We start from the raw sequence: 16315 nt of genomic DNA, 5'->3' as shown, positions 1-16315 counted from the left end.
TTCGAGCCTAGTCTCCCGGTGTGCCGGGCCCGGAGCGGTGTGCTGGAGGTCCCATCTACCGGTCAACCCCGTAACTGTTACGGGACGGCACCGGGTGTGGTTCAGCCCCGTTTCGGTGATCTAGGCGGAAAGGGCGGATCGGACCCAGGGGAGCAGGGCGTCGGCCTGGAAACGCTGGAACGCCCGAACCGTGGGCAGACCCGGCGGCGGTGGCTGCCGGCAGCGGTGGTGGAACAGTGCGGCCGCTCCGGCCAGCACACCGGTCACGATGTCGGGGTCGACGCCGTCGAGCAGCGGGGCCGGATCGCCGCCGTGCACGATCACGTTGATCGCCAGGAGCACCGAGTCGGTCCAGGCCGGGCCGACACAGGCGTGCGGCCAGTCGACGATGACCAGATCGCCGTCCGGCCGGACCAGGATGTTGTCGGCCCGCAGGTCGGCGTGGACCAGGGTCTCGCCGTGGACGAGGGCGGCCACACCCCGGTCGGCGGCGGCCCGCAGATCGTCCAGATGGGCCGCGGCCCACGGGTCGAGGTCGGCCGGGACGTCGGCGGCCAGGGCGTCCCAGCTGGAGAACTCCTCGGCATATTTCTCGTACACCGTCGGCAGACCGCCGATCGGTGCCGGGGTGAGCGCGGTGGCCAGTTCCCGCAGCGCGGCCGCGGTGGCCCGGATCTCGTCATCCACCCAGGGTGTCCGCGGATGGACGCCCTCGATGTCCTCCAGGACCAGCACCACCCAGTCGCCGGTGTCGAAGCCGCCCAGCATCCTCGGCGACGCGGCGTGCCGGGGAAGGGCGGCGGTGATCCGCAGTTCGTCGCGGGCCATGTCGGCGGACTGCTGGTTGAGGGCCGGGGTGACCGCTTTGACGAACGCCCGTGCTCCGGAGGCGGCGCGGACCCGGTCGGCGGTGCCGGGGGAGAAGCCGCCGGCTTGGGAATCGGCGGCCACGATCGGCCCGCCGCCGATGATCTGCTCGATGTCCAGCTGGATCGGGCTGGGAAGGTCCGCCCAGCCGATCCGTACTCCGCCCGGTTGCGCCATGCCGGCGATCTTCGCAGTTCCGGCCGGCCCGAAGACAGCGATTTTCAGGGTGCGCCGGGCAGGAGAACCGTGATCACCAGGCCTCCCTCGTCCCGGGCGTCGGCCCGTAACCGGCCCTGATGCGCGCCGACGACCGCCCGGACGATGGAGAGCCCCAGCCCGGCGCCGGGCCCGGCCAGCCGGTCGGTGCGGTAGCGGTGGAACGGCTCGAACAGGCCGGGCACCTCGTAGCGGGGCACCACCGGCCCGGAGTTGGCGACCTGCAACTCGACCCAGCCGTCCGGGAGGGTACGGGAGGTCACCTTCACCCAGCCGTCCGGGACGTTGTGCCGGACCCCGTTCTCCACCAGGTTCTGCACCAGCCTTTCCAGCAGCACCGGGTCGCCCAGGACGGCCGCCTCGGCGGGTTCGGCGATCATCTTGACCGAGTCCGCGACGGCCACGTGATCGACGATGTCGGCCAGGTCGACGTACGACCGTTCGGTCACCTCCCGATCGGAGCGGGCCAGCAGCAGCAGGCCGTCGATCAGCCGCCCGTGCCGGTCGTTGACGGCCAGCAACGTGGCCCCGAGCTGTCGTACCTCAGGGGAAGTGGTCTCGGGTTCCAGAGCCACCTCCAGCAGCGTGCGGTTGAGGGTGAGCGGGGTGCGCAGCTCGTGCGACGCGTTGGCGATGAACCGGCGCTGGGAGTCGAGGGACTGGTCGAGCCGGGCCAGCATCAGGTCGAACGTGTCGGCGAGTTGTTTCAGCTCGTCGTTCGGCCCGGACAGGGCGATCCGTTCGTGCAGGCCACGGTCGGCGGCCGGGGACTCGGCGATCCGCCGGGCGGCCGCGGTGATCTGGTGCAGCGGCTGCAGCAGGCGCCCGGCGATCAGCCAGCCCAGCGCGATCGCCGCGGCACTCACCACGACCAGCGCGATCGCCCCCTGGACAAGCATGCTGCGCAGGGTGTCGGCCTGGGTTCCCTCGGCGACTCTCCGGATGAACGCGACACCCCCTTGCGGCGGTGCCCCGGCCGTGGCGACATCGAGCACGGCGACGCCGGCGGCGGCCGGGGAACTGCGTTCGACCAGGACGTAGACGGCACTGAGCAGGACGATCCCGGCCAGTACGAACAGGCCGCCGTAGACGGCGGTCAGGCGGGCGCGGACGGTGAGTCTCATCGGATCCGGTACCCCACTCCCGGTTCGGTCAGCACCACCGGCGGATCACCCAGCTTGCGGCGTAGTTTCAGGATCGTCATCCGGACGGTGTGGGTGAACGGGTCGGCGTTCTCGTCCCACGCCTTCTCCAGCAGCGTCTCGGCGGACACCGCGACACCGTCGGCGCGCAGCAGTTCGGCCAGGACCGCGAACTCCTTGCGCGACAGCGGCACGTAACGGCCGTCCCGGTGCACTTCGCGGCGGTACGGGTCGAGGCTGATCCCGGCCCGGCGCAGCACCGGCGGCGCGGCCGGCCGGGCCCGCCGCCCGAGTGCCGCCACCCGTGCCGACAGCTCCCGGAACGCGAACGGTTTCGGCAGGTAGTCGTCGGCGCCCAGAGCCAGCCCGGTGACCCGGTCGTCGATCCCGGCGGCCGCGGTCAGCATCAGCACCCGGATGCCGGCCTTGCGCTCGGCCAGCACCTGGCACACCTTGTCACCGTGCACGACCGGCACGTCCCGGTCCAGGACCACCACGTCGTAGTCGTTGACGTCGATCCGTTCCAGTGCCGACCCGCCGTCGTAAACGACGTCGACGGCGTGCGTCTCCCGCCGCAACCCCTGCGCGACCGCGTCGGCGAGCAGCGGTTCGTCCTCCACCACCAGGATCCGCATGCCTCCATCTTGGACCCGCCCGCTGTCACCTCGCCGTCATCGTTTTCCGTGACGCCGGAGAGACACCGCGCTGGCTCTACTTCGGTGCGTGGCGGCCGTCCTGGCCGCCGGGGAGAGGGCGAGATGAGAAGGACAGCGATCGTGGTGCTCGGTGGGCTGCTGGCGCTCACCGCGGGATGTGCGAAGCCGGCGGTGGACGAGCCGTCCGTGGCGAGCGTGGACAAACCGGCGCCGGCCTCCCCGTCGGCCTCGGCGTCGTTCGACCCGGACGCCCCGCTCAAGCACGCCCAGTGCATGCGGGCGGAGGGGATGACCTGGTTCCCGGACCCGCCGGGCCCCGGGCAGCCGATGGAGATCCGGGTTCCGGACGGCGTGCAGCGGGAGGAGTTCGCCGCGGCTATGGAGAAGTGCCGCAAGTTCGCGCCGAGCGGCACCGACAAGGGCGGGCCGACCGCCGCGGACCTGGAGAAACTGCGCCTGATGTCGAAGTGCATGCGGGAGAACGGAGTGCCCGACTTCCCGGATCCGCAAGCCGGCGGCGGTCTCTCGATCGGGGACGGCCTGAGTGTCAAGCCCGGCGACCCGGTCTTCGACAAGGCGGAGCAGGCCTGTTCGCAGTACCTGCCGGGCGGCGGGACCAACCGGGCCGGCGGCGGCCCGGCAGTGCGGGGGAACTGACATGCGACGGAAGTGGACGACCGCCGCGGTGGCGGTGGCACTGACCGCCGCCGGGGTGGCCGCGTATCTGATCACCGGTGGCCTGCCTTCGGCCGAGGGTGGCGGGGCCCGGGCCGCGAGTGTGCCGGCGGCGACCGCCGCGGTGACCCGGCAGACCCTCGTCGACAAACAGAGCCACGGCGGCACCCTCGGCTTCGGCGACACCACCACCCGCACCACCCGGCTGGCCGGCACGGTGACCGCCCTGGCCGCGACCGGTTCCACCGTCAAGAGGGGCGGAAAAATCTACAAGATCGACAACAAACCGGTGATCCTTCTGTACGGCACCCTGCCCGCGTACCGGACCCTGGAACCGGGCGACGAGGGCGCCGACGTGCGGCAGTTCGAGAAGAACCTGTGGGCGCTCGGCTACCGCGGCTTCACCGTCGACGGCGACTACACCGGGGTCACCGCCGACGCCGTCGAACAGTGGCAGGACGACCTGGGACTGGCCGAGACCGGCACGGTCGAGCTGGGCCGGGTCGTCTACGCCACCGGGGCCGTCCGGGTCGCCTCGCACACGGCCGACACCGGAGCGGCCGTGCAGGCCGGCGCGGAACTGCTGTCCACTTCGGCCACCAGCCGGATCGTCACCGTCGAACTCGACGCCGAGGACCAGCGGCTCGCCCGCAACGGCGCCGCGGCCGGCCTGACCCTGCCCGACGGCACCGAGGTCACCGGCCGGATCACCGGCGTGGAGACGACCGTCGAGGAGTCGGAGAACCCGGACGGCGAGGACACCACCAAGATCGTGGTGACCGTCGGGTTCGACAAGGCGCCGGTGGGACTGGACGACGCCACGGTCACCGTCGAGTTCACCGCCTCGCAACGGGCGGATGTTCTCACCGTACCGATCAATGCGCTTCTCGCTCTCGCCGAAGGCGGTTATGGCCTGCGGATCGTCGACGGAACCGCTACCCGGATCGTCGCGGTCGAGACCGGGCTGTTCGCCGACGGGCGGGTCGAAGTCACCGGCGACGTCGCCGAGGGCCAGAAGGTGGAGGTGCCGTCATGACCCCGGTGATCGCACTCGCCGGAGTCACCAAGAGCTACCCCGGCGGGGTCACCGCGCTGCGCGACGTGGACCTCACCGTCGGGCACGGCGAACTGATCGCCATCGTCGGGCCGTCCGGCTCCGGCAAGTCGACCATGCTCAACCTGATCGGCACCCTCGACCGGCCCAGCTCCGGCACCGTGCACATCGACGGCCACGACATCGCCCGGCTCACCGACCGGCGACTGTCCGCACTGCGGGCCCGCCGGATCGGCTTCGTCTTCCAGTCGTTCCACCTCGCCCCCGGACGGGACGCGATCGCCAACGTGTCCGACGGGCTGCTCTACACCGGCGTACCGAAAAAGGACCGGGACCGGATCGCCGAGACCGCCCTCGTCCGGGTCGGCCTCGGTGACCGCCTCCGCCATCGCCCCCACCAGCTCTCCGGCGGCGAACGACAGCGCGTCGCGGTGGCCCGCGCGGTCGCCGGGGACCCGGCCGTGCTGCTCGCCGACGAACCCACCGGCAATCTCGACTCGGCGGCCGGCGCCGGTGTGATGGACCTGCTGCGGGAACTCAACGCGGCCGGCACCACCGTCCTGGTGATCACCCACGATCACGAGATCGCCGGTTCCCTGCCCCGTCAGGTGCCGATGCGTGACGGGCGGGTGATCTGAGATGGCCACGCTCCGACCGTCGGACTATCTGCGACTCGGCGGGTACGGGTTACGGTCGCGCCCGTTGCGGGCCACCCTCTCCGCGCTCGGCATCGCCATCGGTATCGCCGCGATGGTGTCCGTCGTCGGCGTCTCCGCCTCCGGCCAGGCCGACCTGGACGATCAGCTCGCCGCCCTCGGCACCAACATGCTCACCGTCGCCCCCGGCCGCACCATGTTCGGCGCCGACGCCACCCTGCCCGACGAGGCCCTGCCGATGATCGAACGGATCGGCCCGGTCACCTCGGCCAGCGCGGTCGGCGCGGTCGGCGACACGCCCGTCTACCGCACCGAACACATACCCCAGGGCGAAACCGGAGGACTTGCCGTGTACGCCGCGCAACTCGACCTGCTCGACACGGTCGACGCCACCCTCGCCCACGGTGCCTGGCTGAACGCGGCCACCGCCCACTACCCGGCGGTCGTCCTCGGCGCCACCGCCGCTCATCGCCTCGGCGACGTGCCGGCGGTCTACCTCGGGGGCCGCTACCTGCCGGTCGCCGGAGTCCTGGAACCGGTCGCGCTCGCCCCCGAACTCGACACCGCCGTCCTCATCGGCTGGGACGCCGCCGAGACCTACCTGGACTTCGACGGCCACGCCACCCGCGTCTACACCCGCTCGGCCGAGGCGCAGGTCGAAGCGGTCCGGTCGGTGCTGGCCGCCACCGCGAACCCGCAGAGCCCCGACGAGGTCGACGTCTCCAACCCGTCCGACGCGCTCGTCGCCCAGCGGGCCACCGCCAGCACCTTCAACGCCCTGCTCCTCGGGCTCGGCGCTGTCGCGCTGCTGGTCGGCGGCATCGGCGTGGCCAACACCATGGTCATCTCGGTGCTGGAGCGGCGAGCCGAGATCGGGTTGCGCCGTTCCCTCGGCGCCACGCGCGGCCAGATCCGCACCCAGTTCGTCGCCGAGTCCCTGCTGCTGTCGATCATCGGCGGGGCCGGTGGGGTGGCCGCCGGTTCGGTGGTGACCGCCGCCTACGCGTCGGCACAGGACTGGCCGCCCGTCGTACCACTGTGGGCGGTCGCTGGCGGTCTGGCCGCCACCCTGCTGATCGGGGCGCTGGCCGGCCTCTACCCGGCGATCCGGGCGGCCCGGCTGGCTCCGGCCGAGGCACTCGCCTGAATTTCTCCCGTCCGCATTTGATCCGTCCTGGGAGCGTTCCCGTATCGATGGGAGAAGCGTTCCATCGCGTATCGGGGAAGTAGCAGGTCAATGCGCCGAAAACTTGTCATCACCGCTGGTCTCGCCGTCACCATGGTGAGTGCCGGAATCGGAATCGCGTCGGCCGCCGAAGCCGCCGTGCCGACCGTCAACTGTCCGCAGGTAACCGTCAACGTCAACGTTCCGGCGCAGGCCCAGGCGGAAGTGGACAACAACCTCCGGCTGCTCGATCAGCAGATCAACGAGGCCAACAACCGGATCGCGGCCACCGTCGGACAGGGTGGGGCCGGCTTCATCCAGAACGCGATCCTGGGCCCGCTGAAGGACAAGCGTTTCGCCGCGATCAACCGGATCGAGACGGCGATCTCCCGCAACGCCGCCCGGCCCGATCTCAAGGCCGAGACCCTGGCGACGTGCACGCTCAACGAGAACGGCGCCGCGCCGGTCGTCACCACGCCCGCGGCCGCCGAACCCGGCAACAACCTGGGCATCCTCACCAACACGTGCGACACGTCGAACCTCGCGCCGCACGACGGCTTCCAGATCGGCAACCGCTGCGTCTCCACCGAATTCGGTGAGGTCGGCGCGGCCGCGAACAACTCGACCCTGCTGATCACCCGGGCACCGGGCCAGGTCCGCCGCAACCAGCCCTTCACGCTGCAGGTCAGCACCCGCAACCTGATCCGGGACCGTTTCCTCGCGGCCGGCCAGGGCGGTTACTACGTGGAGAGCAGCGTTCTGCAGAACGGCCTGGTCCGTGGCCACTTCCACACCGCCTGCCGGATCCTGGACAGCCAGAACCAGGCGCCCGCGCCGGAGCCGGTGCCGGCGTTCTTCGTCGCCACCGAGGACAACAAGGGTGGCGCTCAGGCGGACACCGTCTCCATCCAGGTTCCCGGGCTCGCGCAGGCCGGCACCTTCCAGTGCTCCGCCTGGGCAGGCGACGGGTCACACCGCATCCCGATGATGGAACGCGCCAACCAGACGCCCGCCCTCGACTCGGTCCGGGTCCGGGTCCGCTAGTTCGCGGTCAGTTGCCCTGCCCGGTCTCGACCGGGCGGGTCAACGACACCGAACCACCCATGCACAGCCCCGGCTCCTTGCCCAGCTTCTCCGCGATCTGCAGGCAACGGGCCACCTGATCCACACTCGCGTCGGTTCGGGTGATCTCCGCCCGGGTCTTCGCGTTCGCCTTGTCGATCTCCAGGTTGCGGGCTTCCAGAATCTTCTGGCCGTACGCCGCGATCGCTTGCGTGGTCGGCTCGTCGTACTGCGGCGACTCGAACGCCACCGACTTCACCACAATCTCGTCACCCAGCTCCAGATTCAGCGCCTGGATCAGGGTGTCCTTGTAGGTCTTGTTCAGATCCGGCGCCGGCGCGTCCCCACTGGTCGGATCCACCGAACCCAGCGGGTCGAACGTCGCGAAGATCGACGTCATCGCACCGTTGATCTGCGGGTTCACCCGCCGCTCGATGAACACCTCGAACCGGGACTTGCTCCCCACCTCACGGTAGGCCGCCCAGTTCTCCGGCGCCTTCTCAGCCTTCGCCGACCACTCGATCTGCACCGGGATGCACGCGCGCCGCTGCGCCGCGATCGTCACCCACACACACTGGTCACCGAGATGTGAATACGTCTGCCCCGAGGCGTCCCACTCGTCGATCCCCTGCCACGGCAGCGTCCACTGCAGACCGGCGCCGGTGGTGCGCCCGGTCGGCTTGTTCCAGGCCGTCACGATACCGACGTTCCGGGTCGGCACCACCGTGATACTGGACGTGACGATCACCGCCACCGACAGGATCAAGCTGCCACCGAACGCGAGGTAGGCATTACGCCGTACCGAAGGGACCTTGGTCAGGACACCGGTGAGCAGAGCGAGAACCGCCACACCGAATAGAAGAACACCGAAGACGAACATGCCGTGACGATAGGGCACGACGACAAGTTGTCGCAGGTCAGGGCATTCCTATGACCTTGGTGCGACATTCTCACGACGATCTTGCGACCTTTCTGCCCACCGCGCCGTACGCGTCCAGCCACTCGACCTCACCGTCCGGCCGCCACCCGGTGAGCTGCACCAGACCCGGCTCCACCAGCTCCAGGCCGCTGAACAGCCCGCCGATCTCGTCCGGGCTGCGCAGGATGTACGGCATCCCACCGCCCTGCACCAGCCGCTCCGCCCCTTCGACCACGGCCGGCGTGGTGTTCGTGCCGTCCCACAACACCAGGTAACTCCCCACCGGAACCGCCGCCATCACCCGATTCACGATCGACGCCACGACCTGGAGATCCGGCTCGTAACCCAGCACCCCCATGAACATGACCCCGATCGGCTGCTCGAAGTCCAGCACCTTCCGGGCCGCGTCCAGAATCCGCTCCGGCTCGTGATAGTCGGCATCCACGTGCACCGTGCTGTCGCTCTTCGACATCAGCGCCCGGGCGTGCACCAGCACCAGTGGATCGTTGTCCACATAGACCACCCGCGAATCCGCCGCCACCGCCTGGGCGACCTGATGCGTGTTCTGCATGGTAGGAAGCCCCGTGCCGATGTCGAGAAACTGCCGAACCCCGGCGTCAGCGGCCAGATACCGAACCACCCGCACCAGAAACCGCCGAGACTGCCGAGCCATCAGCACAATCTCCGGATAAACCTGGGCAACGGCGTCTCCCGCAGCCCGATCAGCCGCGAAGTTGTCCTTCCCGCCCATCCAGTAGTTCCAGATCCGCGCCGCATGCGGCACCTCAGCCCGAAGATCGTCATCCGTGGATGCCATCCGCCCGTTCTACGACACCCGATCCGCTCGCGCAAGGCTTCATTGGATTCCCGCCATCTCGCTTGGATCCACGCCCTCCCGAAGCAATGGTCTGAACCTCTGGCAAGATCAGGTCTAGTGAGGTAGAAAATGTTGAAGCCCCGGCGAGTTTGGTGCGCCGGGGCTTCAACATTCTCGCGTCAGACCTTGGCTGGTGGCCAAGGCCCGATGTACAGGAACAGCGCGTCGCCGCCCTCGGGCGTCCAGAGGATGCCCCAGTCTTCCGTCTCGCTGGGTTCCCTGACGGTCACCAGCCAGATCGTGTTCTGGCTCTCCAATCGAATCGCGTGTTGCCGGGCTTGTGCGGAGTCCGGGTGGTCGCAGACGAAGTTGAGCTTTTCGACGATCCTGTTGTAAAGCCGAGACCGAGAGTCGTCGTTCTCGATCTCATCTAAGACGGAATCAACGCCGATCCCGTACGCCGGTTCGAGCAACTGTTCATTCCTTCGGTGTCGGCCGTCCGCGGCGAGTGCGAGCGGCGGGGTTGCGCATCGATTCTTCGATGCGGTCTACCAGGCCGGGGTTCGAGCGCAGCGCAAGTTCGTGCTGGGTGAGCACGATCGCTGGCTCGAGAACGATCGTGCCGTCCTCGTGCTCGGTGGCCAGGTAGCGACTGTGGGTTCCGATGCGCAGCGTCGTGCGCCGTCGGGCGTCCAGCTCGATGAGCTGTTCTGTGATGGTCATGTGTGCGTCGCCCCTCTTGGAAGGTGCTTGGAGTCGGCCCGTGCTTTCTCGTCGAGGCCGTCTCTCGGTCGAGCATGTAAATCTTGGATCAGGGGTGGTGGTGCATTGGGCTGCCCTTGCCCACTTGCCCAATGTACCACCATGGGCGCATGGGCGATTGGGCTCAAGCTGATGGCCAGATGTGCAAAAACTCGTGCTTAGAGCTGGTTTCGGAGCGTCGAGTTTCGCTCGCGAAGCGTGAGGTCGTGCTTGGCGTCGTTCTCAAGGTGAGCATCATGGGCGGATACAGCGGCTGGATCCACGCCTGCATCAGGCGGCCCGGTACCAGCGGCGATCTCCTTGGCCGGTTCACTCGGGAAGCGGCAGTGAAGGCCATCGCGGCTGTCTGGTCTACCGCAGGGTGTGCGTTGACCTGATACCTCGTCGGTCAGAGATCGAAGTCGCCCTCCTTGATTCCATCAATGAACGCTCTCCATCCAGCCGGCGTGAAAAGCAGTGTCCCGCCATCTCTGCCCTTGGTGTCCCGGACAGCGACGACCCCTTGCATGTCGGTGGCCACCTCGACACAGTTGCCGCCGTCGCCGCCGGAACGGGAGCTCTTGCGCCACTGGGCATCACTGAGGTCATGCATGTGACCACTCCTTCACTCAGGCTTCGATGAGGTCCCTGGATTCGGTCGCACCAGCGGCCACCCTGTCCACGAGATCTGACCAGATCGCCCCGTAAGCCGTGACCTCCGGCGGTTCACGTTCCATCGAAGAAGATGGGTGCGATGCTGCGAGACGAGTGGATGCAAAAGATCGCCATGCTTCCAGCAGATACCGACGTAGGGATTCAGATCGGTGATGGCGGGTTCGGTGCACTCCGATGACTTTCGTGACCTGCTCGTGGCGTGGGGCCTTCGGAACCGGGCGCCCGAAGACGCTGTCTGAGCTCGGTCCGGACAGCGAGAACGACCCCCGAGAGGTGCTCGGGGGTCGTGTTTTTGCTGTTCAACAAGCGCGCCCGGCAGGATTCGAACCTGCGACCGACGGATTAGAAGTCCGTTGCTCTATCCGCTGAGCTACGAGCGCTGGCCAGCACATACTAGGCGGTCGCGCCGGACTTGTCGTCCGCCTCGTCCGTGGTGCGGTTCTCGACCGCCGCCTCGGCTGCCTCCAAGGCGGTGGCTATGCCCGCTCGGTCCTCCGGCGCGGGTGGGATCGCCGCCTCCGGAGTGCCTGGTGCCGGTAGGAAAGCGTCCACCCAACGGCCCACTTCACGGAACACTTCGGCGCGTACTTCCTTGCCGGAGAGCGTCAGATCGTGCATTCCGCCGTCGAATCGCGCGATCGTCACCTGCCGGCTCAGCCCGGGAGCCCATCGGGTGATGTGGTCGACGTCCAGCACCGAGTCGCTGACCCGGATGTCGTCGTGCCACGCGCGCCCCCGGAACGTACGCGTCGAGCAAGCGACAAGGACCGGCGCATCGATGGACAGGCCGGACCGCAGTTTGTGCTGCCCTCGCCGGATCGCTTCCAGCCAGCCCATCCGGACCGGGAAACCGGTGATCGGTTTCCAGGCCAGGTCGTAACTCCACTCGCCGTCGTGTTCATGGTGCAGGCTCCGGCCATAAAGACCCAGATTCGCGACGGGCATTTTCCGGTACGGGTAACGCCCGGTCACCGCCAGCACCATCGACATCAATGGTCGCCGCATCACCCACGGCAGATTGAAGTCGAAGAACGGGCTGTTCAGGAACAGTCCGTCGACCAGTCCCCGCCCGCGCCGGGTGTGTGCCCACAGCGAGGTGATCAGACCGCCGGTGGAATGGCCGGTGACCAGCAGTTGATCGTGGCCGTCCTCCTCGCGGATGATGCGGGCCGCCTCGTCCAGTTCCGGGAAGTAGTCGGTCATGCTGCGGGCGAAGTTCGGCGTCTGATGCGGCAGCAGGCTACGGCCGTACTTCCGCAGGTCCAGCGCGTAGAAGTCCCAGCCCCGCTCGACGAAGAAGTCCGCCATGTGGGTCTGGAAGAAGTAGTCCACGAACCCGTGGACGTGCAGCACGGCCCGCCGCGTCGGGTTCGCCGCCCGGCGCCGGACCAGGGTCGCCACGACCGGACCTTCGTCGTCACTGCCCAGGTCGATGGTGTGCCGCTCGTACGGCAGTCCGAGGACGTCGGTCTCCACGCCACCAGGTTACCCATCGGTAGAGGCCTGCGCGCCATACCAGATCACCGATCGTCGTCTGCTCGTCGTCCACAGTTCGCCGTTGTCCACAATCCGTGTTCGCAAGATCATCGTCGGTGACGCACTCTCGAACCCGCACCGCAACGACCACCCGCCCCAGAAGGAGCGAAACACCGTGTTCGAGACCAACATCGCCGTCGTCGGCAACGTCCTCACCGCACCCGAGTGGCGCCGCACCACCACCCACAACCAGCTCGTCGCCAACTTCCGGGTCGCTTCCACCGCCCGCCGCTTCGACCGCGAGACCAACCGCTGGATCGACGGCGACGTCCTCCGCATCCGCGTCACCGCCTGGCGCCGCCTCGCCGAAGGCGTCGCCTCCTCGATCACTGTCGGCGACCCCGTCGTCGTCTACGGCCGGATCTTCACCCGCGACTGGATCGACGACGACAACAACAACCGCGTCTCCTACGAGATGGAGGCACTCGCCGTCGGCCACGACCTCGCCCGTGGCCGCACCCGGCTCTACCGCAACAAGCCGGTGCCGCAGAGCACCCTCGAAGGACCCGACAGCGAGACCGTCGTCCGGGGCGAGCCCACCGACGCCCTCCTCGACGGCGAAGCCCCCGTCCGGTTCGGCGACGGCATGCCCGACGAGGTCGCACCCACCTTCCTCGAGGTCGTCGCCGGAATCGTCGACGAGGCCGCCGAGACCGTCGCCCAGCCCGACCCCACCAGCCGCGAGCCGATCGCCGCCTGAGACCTTCCCGTGAACCGTCGCTGACCTGTGGCTCCAACCCCTGAGGAGCCCGGTCACGACGGGTGCCCCGGCGGCCCGGCCCGCCTCACCGGCGAGAGGCGAAGGCCGGGCCGCCGCGGCCCACCCCGAAACACCCGAAGAAGAAGGGATCTATCTGGCGATACCCGGGCGTACGCCGTGAAGTTATTTCACGAGGAATGATTCCTTCTATCGGGATGGGCCGATAGTGCCGACCGAAACACCCACCTGTCGGAGCGGCCCGGGTAGGCCTGACGCATCGTCACCCGGCAAACTGAACCCGTGCTGCTGAAGGACATCCGCGCCATCGTGACCGAGACAGTGGTGCTGTCGCCGGAGGACCCGACTGCCGAGAACGCCAACACCAACTGGTTCGGCGCGCCGCCCCACGAGCGCTTCAGCCTGTCCGCGGACGAGGTCGTGACCGCGTTCGAGGAGACGGCCGCCGGACTGCGGACCCTCGTGGCCGACGCCGGGCATCAAGGCACCGCCACGTTCTACGTCTGGCACGACGCCGTCGCCGGGCAGCTCCGCTGCTCGGCCGGCACCCGAAAACCCAGCGACCTGCCGCTCGTCGACGACTACCAGATCACCGAAGACCTACGGGCCATCGTGGTCGAATTCCTGGAGGATCGGGCACCCGGCTCGATCATCTGGGGCGAACTCGAACCCGTCCCCTTCCCGGAGACCGACGAACCCCCGGCGCTCGCCGTCTGGGCGTTCGACCTCACCCCGTTCGGCCGCTGAAACCCCCGGCCGATGGAACCCTGTTCGGCCACGGAAACCGGCCACGGAAACCGGCCGCGGACGCAACCCACACGTAAGGAACACACAGTGCCACCACGGTGGACCGCGGACGCGGCCGGACTCGTCGCCGGATACCTGCTCGACGCGGCGCTCGGCGACCCACGGCGCCTGCACCCGGTCGCCGGCTTCGGCACCACGGCCGGAGCCCTGGAACGCCGCGTCTACCGCCCCCACCGCCGAGCCGGAACACTCTTCACCGCCATCGCCGTCGGCGCGCCCGCACTCGCCGGGCTCGCCGCCGCCCGAGCCACCCGCAACCACCCCGCCGCCCGGTTCGCCGTCACCACGGCCGCCACCTGGACCGTTCTCGGCGGCCGGACCCTCCGCCGTGAGGCCCGCACCATGGCACGCCACCTCGACGCCGGAGACCTGCCCTCCGCCCGCGGCCGGCTCAACCACCTGTGCGGGCGCGACCCGTCCACCCTCGACGAACCCGAACTAGCCCGCGCCACCGTCGAATCCGTCGCCGAGAACACCTCCGACGCCGTCGTCGCACCCCTGCTCTGGGGAGCGCTCCTCGGACCCGCCGGACTACTCGGATACCGGGCCGCCAACACGCTCGACGCCATGGTCGGGCACCGCTCGGAGCGGTACGCGCGGTTCGGCACACCGTCGGCACGGCTCGACGACGCGCTCAACCTGGTGCCGTCCCGCCTCACCGGGCTGATCACCATCGCCGTGTCACCGATCGCCGGTGGCACGCCGGGGGAGACGTGGCGCGTCTGGAAACGGGACCGGGCCGACCACCCGTCACCCAACGCCGGCCAGTGCGAGTCGGCGATGGCCGGGGCGCTCGGGGTCCGGCTCGGCGGCCGCAACGTCTACTTCGGCCGCAGTGAGACCAGACCGTTCCTCGGCGACGGCCCCCGCCCGTCAGCGAAACACCTACGCCGGGCAGCACGGGTGTCCGGCGCGGTGGGCGCGGTCGCCGTGGCCCTGGCGGCTGCCGTGGCGGCGGCCCGAGGGGTGATCACAGCAGGACGAGGTGGCGGCGGGGGCGGGGCGGGGCCCGAAGGGCCGACCACGCGACCGTTCTCCCCGCGTACCCGCAGATCCCGCTTTTTTGTGTCATGAGCGGATTGTTGATCGCCGGGATCACGTCGGATGCCGGGAAGAGTGTGCTGACCGCTGGGGTCTGTCGGTGGCTGCATCGCAACGGGGTCCGGGTGGCTCCGTTCAAAGCTCAGAACATGTCCAACAACTCGGCTGTCGTGGTGACCGCCGACGGGCGTGGCGGGGAGCTGGGCCGGGCTCAGGCCATGCAGGCCGCGGCCTGTGGTCTGGCCCCTGACCTGCGGTTCAATCCGGTTCTGCTGAAACCGGGCAGCGACCGGTCCAGCCAGGTGGTTCTGCTGGGCGAGGCGGTGGACACGGTGACGGCCGGCAACTATCGGACGTTGCGGCCACGGCTGGCGGCGACCGCCTTCGCGGCGCTGGACGAGCTGCGATCCGAGTACGACGCGGTGATCTGTGAGGGTGCCGGCAGCCCCACCGAGATCAACCTCCGGGACGGCGATTTCGTCAACATGGGCCTGGCCAGGCGGTTCGGTCTGCCGGCGATCGTGGTCGGGGACATCGACCGGGGCGGAGTGTTCGCGGCGTTCTTCGGCACGCTGGCCCTGTTGTCACCGGAGGATCAGGCGCTCGTCTCCGGCTTCGTGATCAACAAGTTCCGGGGCGACCTCGGTCTGCTCCGGCCCGGACTCGACATGATCACCAAGGCGACGGGGCGGCCGGTGCACGGTGTGCTGCCGTTCCATCCGGATGTCTGGCTGGACGCCGAGGACTCCCTGGCGTACGGCCGCGTCCTGGGTCGTCCCGGACCTCCGCACGGGACCGCCTGGCTGCGGGTCGCGGTCGTCCGGGTACCGCGGATCTCGAACGCCACCGACGCCGAGGCGCTGGCCGCCGAACCGGGCGTCCGGGTCAGCCTGACCGTCGAACCGGCCGAGATAGCCGACGCCGACCTGGTCGTGATCCCCGGCTCGAAGGCCACCGTCGACGACCTGGCCTGGCTGCGGAGGACCGGTCTGGCCGACGCGATCCGGGCGCACGCCGCGGCGGGCAAGCCGGTGCTGGGCATCTGCGGCGGGTTCCAGATGCTCGCCGAGAAGATCAACGACGACATCGAGAGCGGCTCGGGTACGGTGCCCGGCCTCGGCCTCCTGCCGGTCGAGATCACGTTCGCCGCGTCCAAGACGCTCGCCCGGCCGGCCGGCTCGGCGATGAATGTGCCGGTGAGCGGTTACGAGATCCACCACGGCTTCGTCTCGGCGGGTACCCCCGAACCACTGCTGCGTCACGACGACGGCCGTCCGGAGGGCGCGGTGGCCGGGAACGTCTCCGGCACGCACTGGCACGGCGCTTTCGAGTCGGACGAGTTCCGCCGCCGGTTCCTCACCGAGGCGGCCCGCCAAGCCGGACGGCACGGTTTCACGGTGGCCCCGGACACCCGGTTCGCGACGATCCGGGAGCGTGCCCTGGACGTTCTGGGTGATCTGGTGGCTGAGCATCTCGACACCGAGGCGCTGTGGCGGCTGATCGAACAGGGCCCGCCCGAGGGTCTGCCGTTCCTGCCCCCGGGTGCCCCGTAGGGGTCTTCTCCGGGT

19 protein-coding genes and 1 tRNA gene are annotated in these 16315 nt (G+C 69.2%); 10 read left to right on the top strand and 10 right to left on the bottom strand.

From position 1 onward, the window contains the following. Positions 1–120: 120 nt before the first annotated feature. From BLU81_RS27810 to BLU81_RS27800, 3 genes are read right to left on the bottom strand one after another with little or no spacing between them, the layout of a single operon-like run. Entirely contained in the window at positions 121–1044 is a 924-nt protein-coding gene (locus BLU81_RS27810) for an aminoglycoside phosphotransferase family protein (RefSeq protein WP_092547551.1), read from the bottom strand. Positions 1045–1088: 44 nt separating this feature from the next. Then, entirely contained in the window at positions 1089–2207 is a 1119-nt protein-coding gene (locus BLU81_RS27805) for a sensor histidine kinase (RefSeq protein WP_092547548.1), read from the bottom strand. Further along, positions 2204–2860 (bottom strand): response regulator transcription factor, encoded by a 657-nt coding sequence (locus tag BLU81_RS27800; protein ID WP_092547545.1) that lies wholly within the window; start codon positions 2858–2860, stop codon positions 2204–2206. Before BLU81_RS27800 ends, BLU81_RS27805 begins: the two co-directional genes overlap by 4 nt. Positions 2861–2983: 123 nt before the next feature. On the opposite strand from BLU81_RS27800, the gene BLU81_RS27795 reads away from it, so the two are divergent. The 5 genes from BLU81_RS27795 to BLU81_RS50925 all read left to right on the top strand — a co-directional run bounded on the left by BLU81_RS27795 (position 2984) and on the right by BLU81_RS50925 (position 7475). After that, on the top strand, positions 2984–3538 hold the full coding sequence (locus BLU81_RS27795) for a hypothetical protein (RefSeq protein WP_157751814.1): 555 nt from the start codon (positions 2984–2986) through the stop codon (positions 3536–3538). Between the two features lies 1 nt (position 3539). Then, entirely contained in the window at positions 3540–4592 is a 1053-nt protein-coding gene (locus BLU81_RS27790; RefSeq protein ID WP_092547539.1) for a peptidoglycan-binding protein, read from the top strand. Next, complete coding sequence (locus BLU81_RS27785; RefSeq protein ID WP_092547536.1) at positions 4589–5248, top strand: ABC transporter ATP-binding protein; 660 nt, start codon at positions 4589–4591, stop codon at positions 5246–5248. Before BLU81_RS27790 ends, BLU81_RS27785 begins: the two co-directional genes overlap by 4 nt. 1 nt (position 5249) lies before the next feature. After that, positions 5250–6413 (top strand): ABC transporter permease, encoded by a 1164-nt coding sequence (locus BLU81_RS27780; RefSeq protein WP_092547533.1) that lies wholly within the window; start codon positions 5250–5252, stop codon positions 6411–6413. Between the two features lie 90 nt (positions 6414–6503). Beyond that, positions 6504–7475, top strand: a complete 972-nt coding sequence (locus BLU81_RS50925; protein WP_231953546.1) for a hypothetical protein — start codon at positions 6504–6506, stop codon at positions 7473–7475. Positions 7476–7482: 7 nt separating this feature from the next. Here the strand turns inward: BLU81_RS50925 and BLU81_RS27765 are convergent, their stop codons facing one another. The 4 genes from BLU81_RS27765 to BLU81_RS27750 form a co-directional block, all read right to left on the bottom strand. After that, positions 7483–8373, bottom strand: a complete 891-nt coding sequence (locus BLU81_RS27765; protein ID WP_092547530.1) for an SPFH domain-containing protein — start codon at positions 8371–8373, stop codon at positions 7483–7485. A 70-nt stretch (positions 8374–8443) separates the two neighbouring features. Next, positions 8444–9229 (bottom strand): SAM-dependent methyltransferase, encoded by a 786-nt coding sequence (locus BLU81_RS27760; RefSeq protein ID WP_092547527.1) that lies wholly within the window; start codon positions 9227–9229, stop codon positions 8444–8446. Between the two features lie 179 nt (positions 9230–9408). Further along, complete coding sequence (locus tag BLU81_RS27755; RefSeq protein ID WP_092547524.1) at positions 9409–9702, bottom strand: hypothetical protein; 294 nt, start codon at positions 9700–9702, stop codon at positions 9409–9411. Positions 9703–9706: 4 nt separating this feature from the next. Further along, positions 9707–9952, bottom strand: a complete 246-nt coding sequence (locus tag BLU81_RS27750) for a hypothetical protein (RefSeq protein ID WP_092547521.1) — start codon at positions 9950–9952, stop codon at positions 9707–9709. Between the two features lie 149 nt (positions 9953–10101). Between BLU81_RS27750 and BLU81_RS48645 the strand changes: the two genes are divergently transcribed. Further along, positions 10102–10368: a hypothetical protein gene (locus BLU81_RS48645; RefSeq protein ID WP_157751813.1), complete on the top strand. Its 267-nt coding sequence runs from the start codon at positions 10102–10104 to the stop codon at positions 10366–10368. 11 nt (positions 10369–10379) lie between these two features. Here the strand turns inward: BLU81_RS48645 and BLU81_RS27745 are convergent, their stop codons facing one another. The 3 genes from BLU81_RS27745 to BLU81_RS27735 all read right to left on the bottom strand — a co-directional run bounded on the left by BLU81_RS27745 (position 10380) and on the right by BLU81_RS27735 (position 12121). Further along, positions 10380–10583, bottom strand: coding sequence for a DUF397 domain-containing protein (locus BLU81_RS27745; protein ID WP_092547518.1), 204 nt, complete (start codon positions 10581–10583; stop codon positions 10380–10382). A 369-nt stretch (positions 10584–10952) separates the two neighbouring features. Beyond that, positions 10953–11025, bottom strand: a tRNA-Arg gene (locus BLU81_RS27740). Positions 11026–11038: 13 nt separating this feature from the next. Next, a complete protein-coding gene (locus tag BLU81_RS27735; RefSeq protein WP_092547515.1) occupies positions 11039–12121 on the bottom strand; it encodes an alpha/beta hydrolase in 1083 nt (360 codons plus the stop codon). Positions 12122–12203: 82 nt separating this feature from the next. Between BLU81_RS27735 and BLU81_RS27730 the strand changes: the two genes are divergently transcribed. The 4 genes from BLU81_RS27730 to BLU81_RS27715 all read left to right on the top strand — a co-directional run bounded on the left by BLU81_RS27730 (position 12204) and on the right by BLU81_RS27715 (position 16300). Next, positions 12204–12881: a single-stranded DNA-binding protein gene (locus BLU81_RS27730; RefSeq protein WP_231953545.1), complete on the top strand. Its 678-nt coding sequence runs from the start codon at positions 12204–12206 to the stop codon at positions 12879–12881. A 300-nt stretch (positions 12882–13181) separates the two neighbouring features. Next, on the top strand, positions 13182–13646 hold the full coding sequence (locus tag BLU81_RS27725) for a hypothetical protein (RefSeq protein WP_231953544.1): 465 nt from the start codon (positions 13182–13184) through the stop codon (positions 13644–13646). An 87-nt stretch (positions 13647–13733) separates the two neighbouring features. Next, entirely contained in the window at positions 13734–14780 is a 1047-nt protein-coding gene (locus tag BLU81_RS27720; protein WP_231953543.1) for a cobalamin biosynthesis protein, read from the top strand. Beyond that, on the top strand, positions 14777–16300 hold the full coding sequence (locus BLU81_RS27715) for a cobyric acid synthase (RefSeq protein ID WP_092547512.1): 1524 nt from the start codon (positions 14777–14779) through the stop codon (positions 16298–16300). The genes BLU81_RS27720 and BLU81_RS27715 overlap by 4 nt, the downstream gene beginning before the upstream one ends. Positions 16301–16315: the final 15 nt, after the last annotated feature.

Source organism: Actinoplanes derwentensis, from assembly GCF_900104725.1.
GTDB lineage: Bacteria > Actinomycetota > Actinomycetes > Mycobacteriales > Micromonosporaceae > Actinoplanes > Actinoplanes derwentensis.
This window is presented reverse-complemented; position numbering and strand designations above follow the sequence as displayed.

Bases quoted from the DNA above. Each gene is read 5' to 3' on its own strand.
- BLU81_RS27745 (WP_092547518.1), bottom strand. From the start codon at position 10,583: ATGCATGACCTCAGTGATGCCCAGTGGCGCAAGAGCTCCCGTTCCGGC.
- BLU81_RS50925 (WP_231953546.1), top strand. From the start codon at position 6,504: ATGCGCCGAAAACTTGTCATCACCGCTGGTCTCGCCGTCACCATGGTG.
- BLU81_RS27750 (WP_092547521.1), bottom strand. From the start codon at position 9,952: ATGACCATCACAGAACAGCTCATCGAGCTGGACGCCCGACGGCGCACG.
- BLU81_RS27760 (WP_092547527.1), bottom strand. From the start codon at position 9,229: ATGGCATCCACGGATGACGATCTTCGGGCTGAGGTGCCGCATGCGGCG.
- BLU81_RS27780 (WP_092547533.1), top strand. From the start codon at position 5,250: ATGGCCACGCTCCGACCGTCGGACTATCTGCGACTCGGCGGGTACGGG.
- BLU81_RS27800 (WP_092547545.1), bottom strand. From the start codon at position 2,860: ATGCGGATCCTGGTGGTGGAGGACGAACCGCTGCTCGCCGACGCGGTC.
- BLU81_RS48645 (WP_157751813.1), top strand. From the start codon at position 10,102: ATGGGCGATTGGGCTCAAGCTGATGGCCAGATGTGCAAAAACTCGTGC.
- BLU81_RS27785 (WP_092547536.1), top strand. From the start codon at position 4,589: ATGACCCCGGTGATCGCACTCGCCGGAGTCACCAAGAGCTACCCCGGC.
- BLU81_RS27805 (WP_092547548.1), bottom strand. From the start codon at position 2,207: ATGAGACTCACCGTCCGCGCCCGCCTGACCGCCGTCTACGGCGGCCTG.
- BLU81_RS27765 (WP_092547530.1), bottom strand. From the start codon at position 8,373: ATGTTCGTCTTCGGTGTTCTTCTATTCGGTGTGGCGGTTCTCGCTCTG.
- BLU81_RS27795 (WP_157751814.1), top strand. From the start codon at position 2,984: ATGAGAAGGACAGCGATCGTGGTGCTCGGTGGGCTGCTGGCGCTCACC.
- BLU81_RS27810 (WP_092547551.1), bottom strand. From the start codon at position 1,044: ATGGCGCAACCGGGCGGAGTACGGATCGGCTGGGCGGACCTTCCCAGC.
- BLU81_RS27790 (WP_092547539.1), top strand. From the start codon at position 3,540: ATGCGACGGAAGTGGACGACCGCCGCGGTGGCGGTGGCACTGACCGCC.
- BLU81_RS27715 (WP_092547512.1), top strand. From the start codon at position 14,777: ATGAGCGGATTGTTGATCGCCGGGATCACGTCGGATGCCGGGAAGAGT.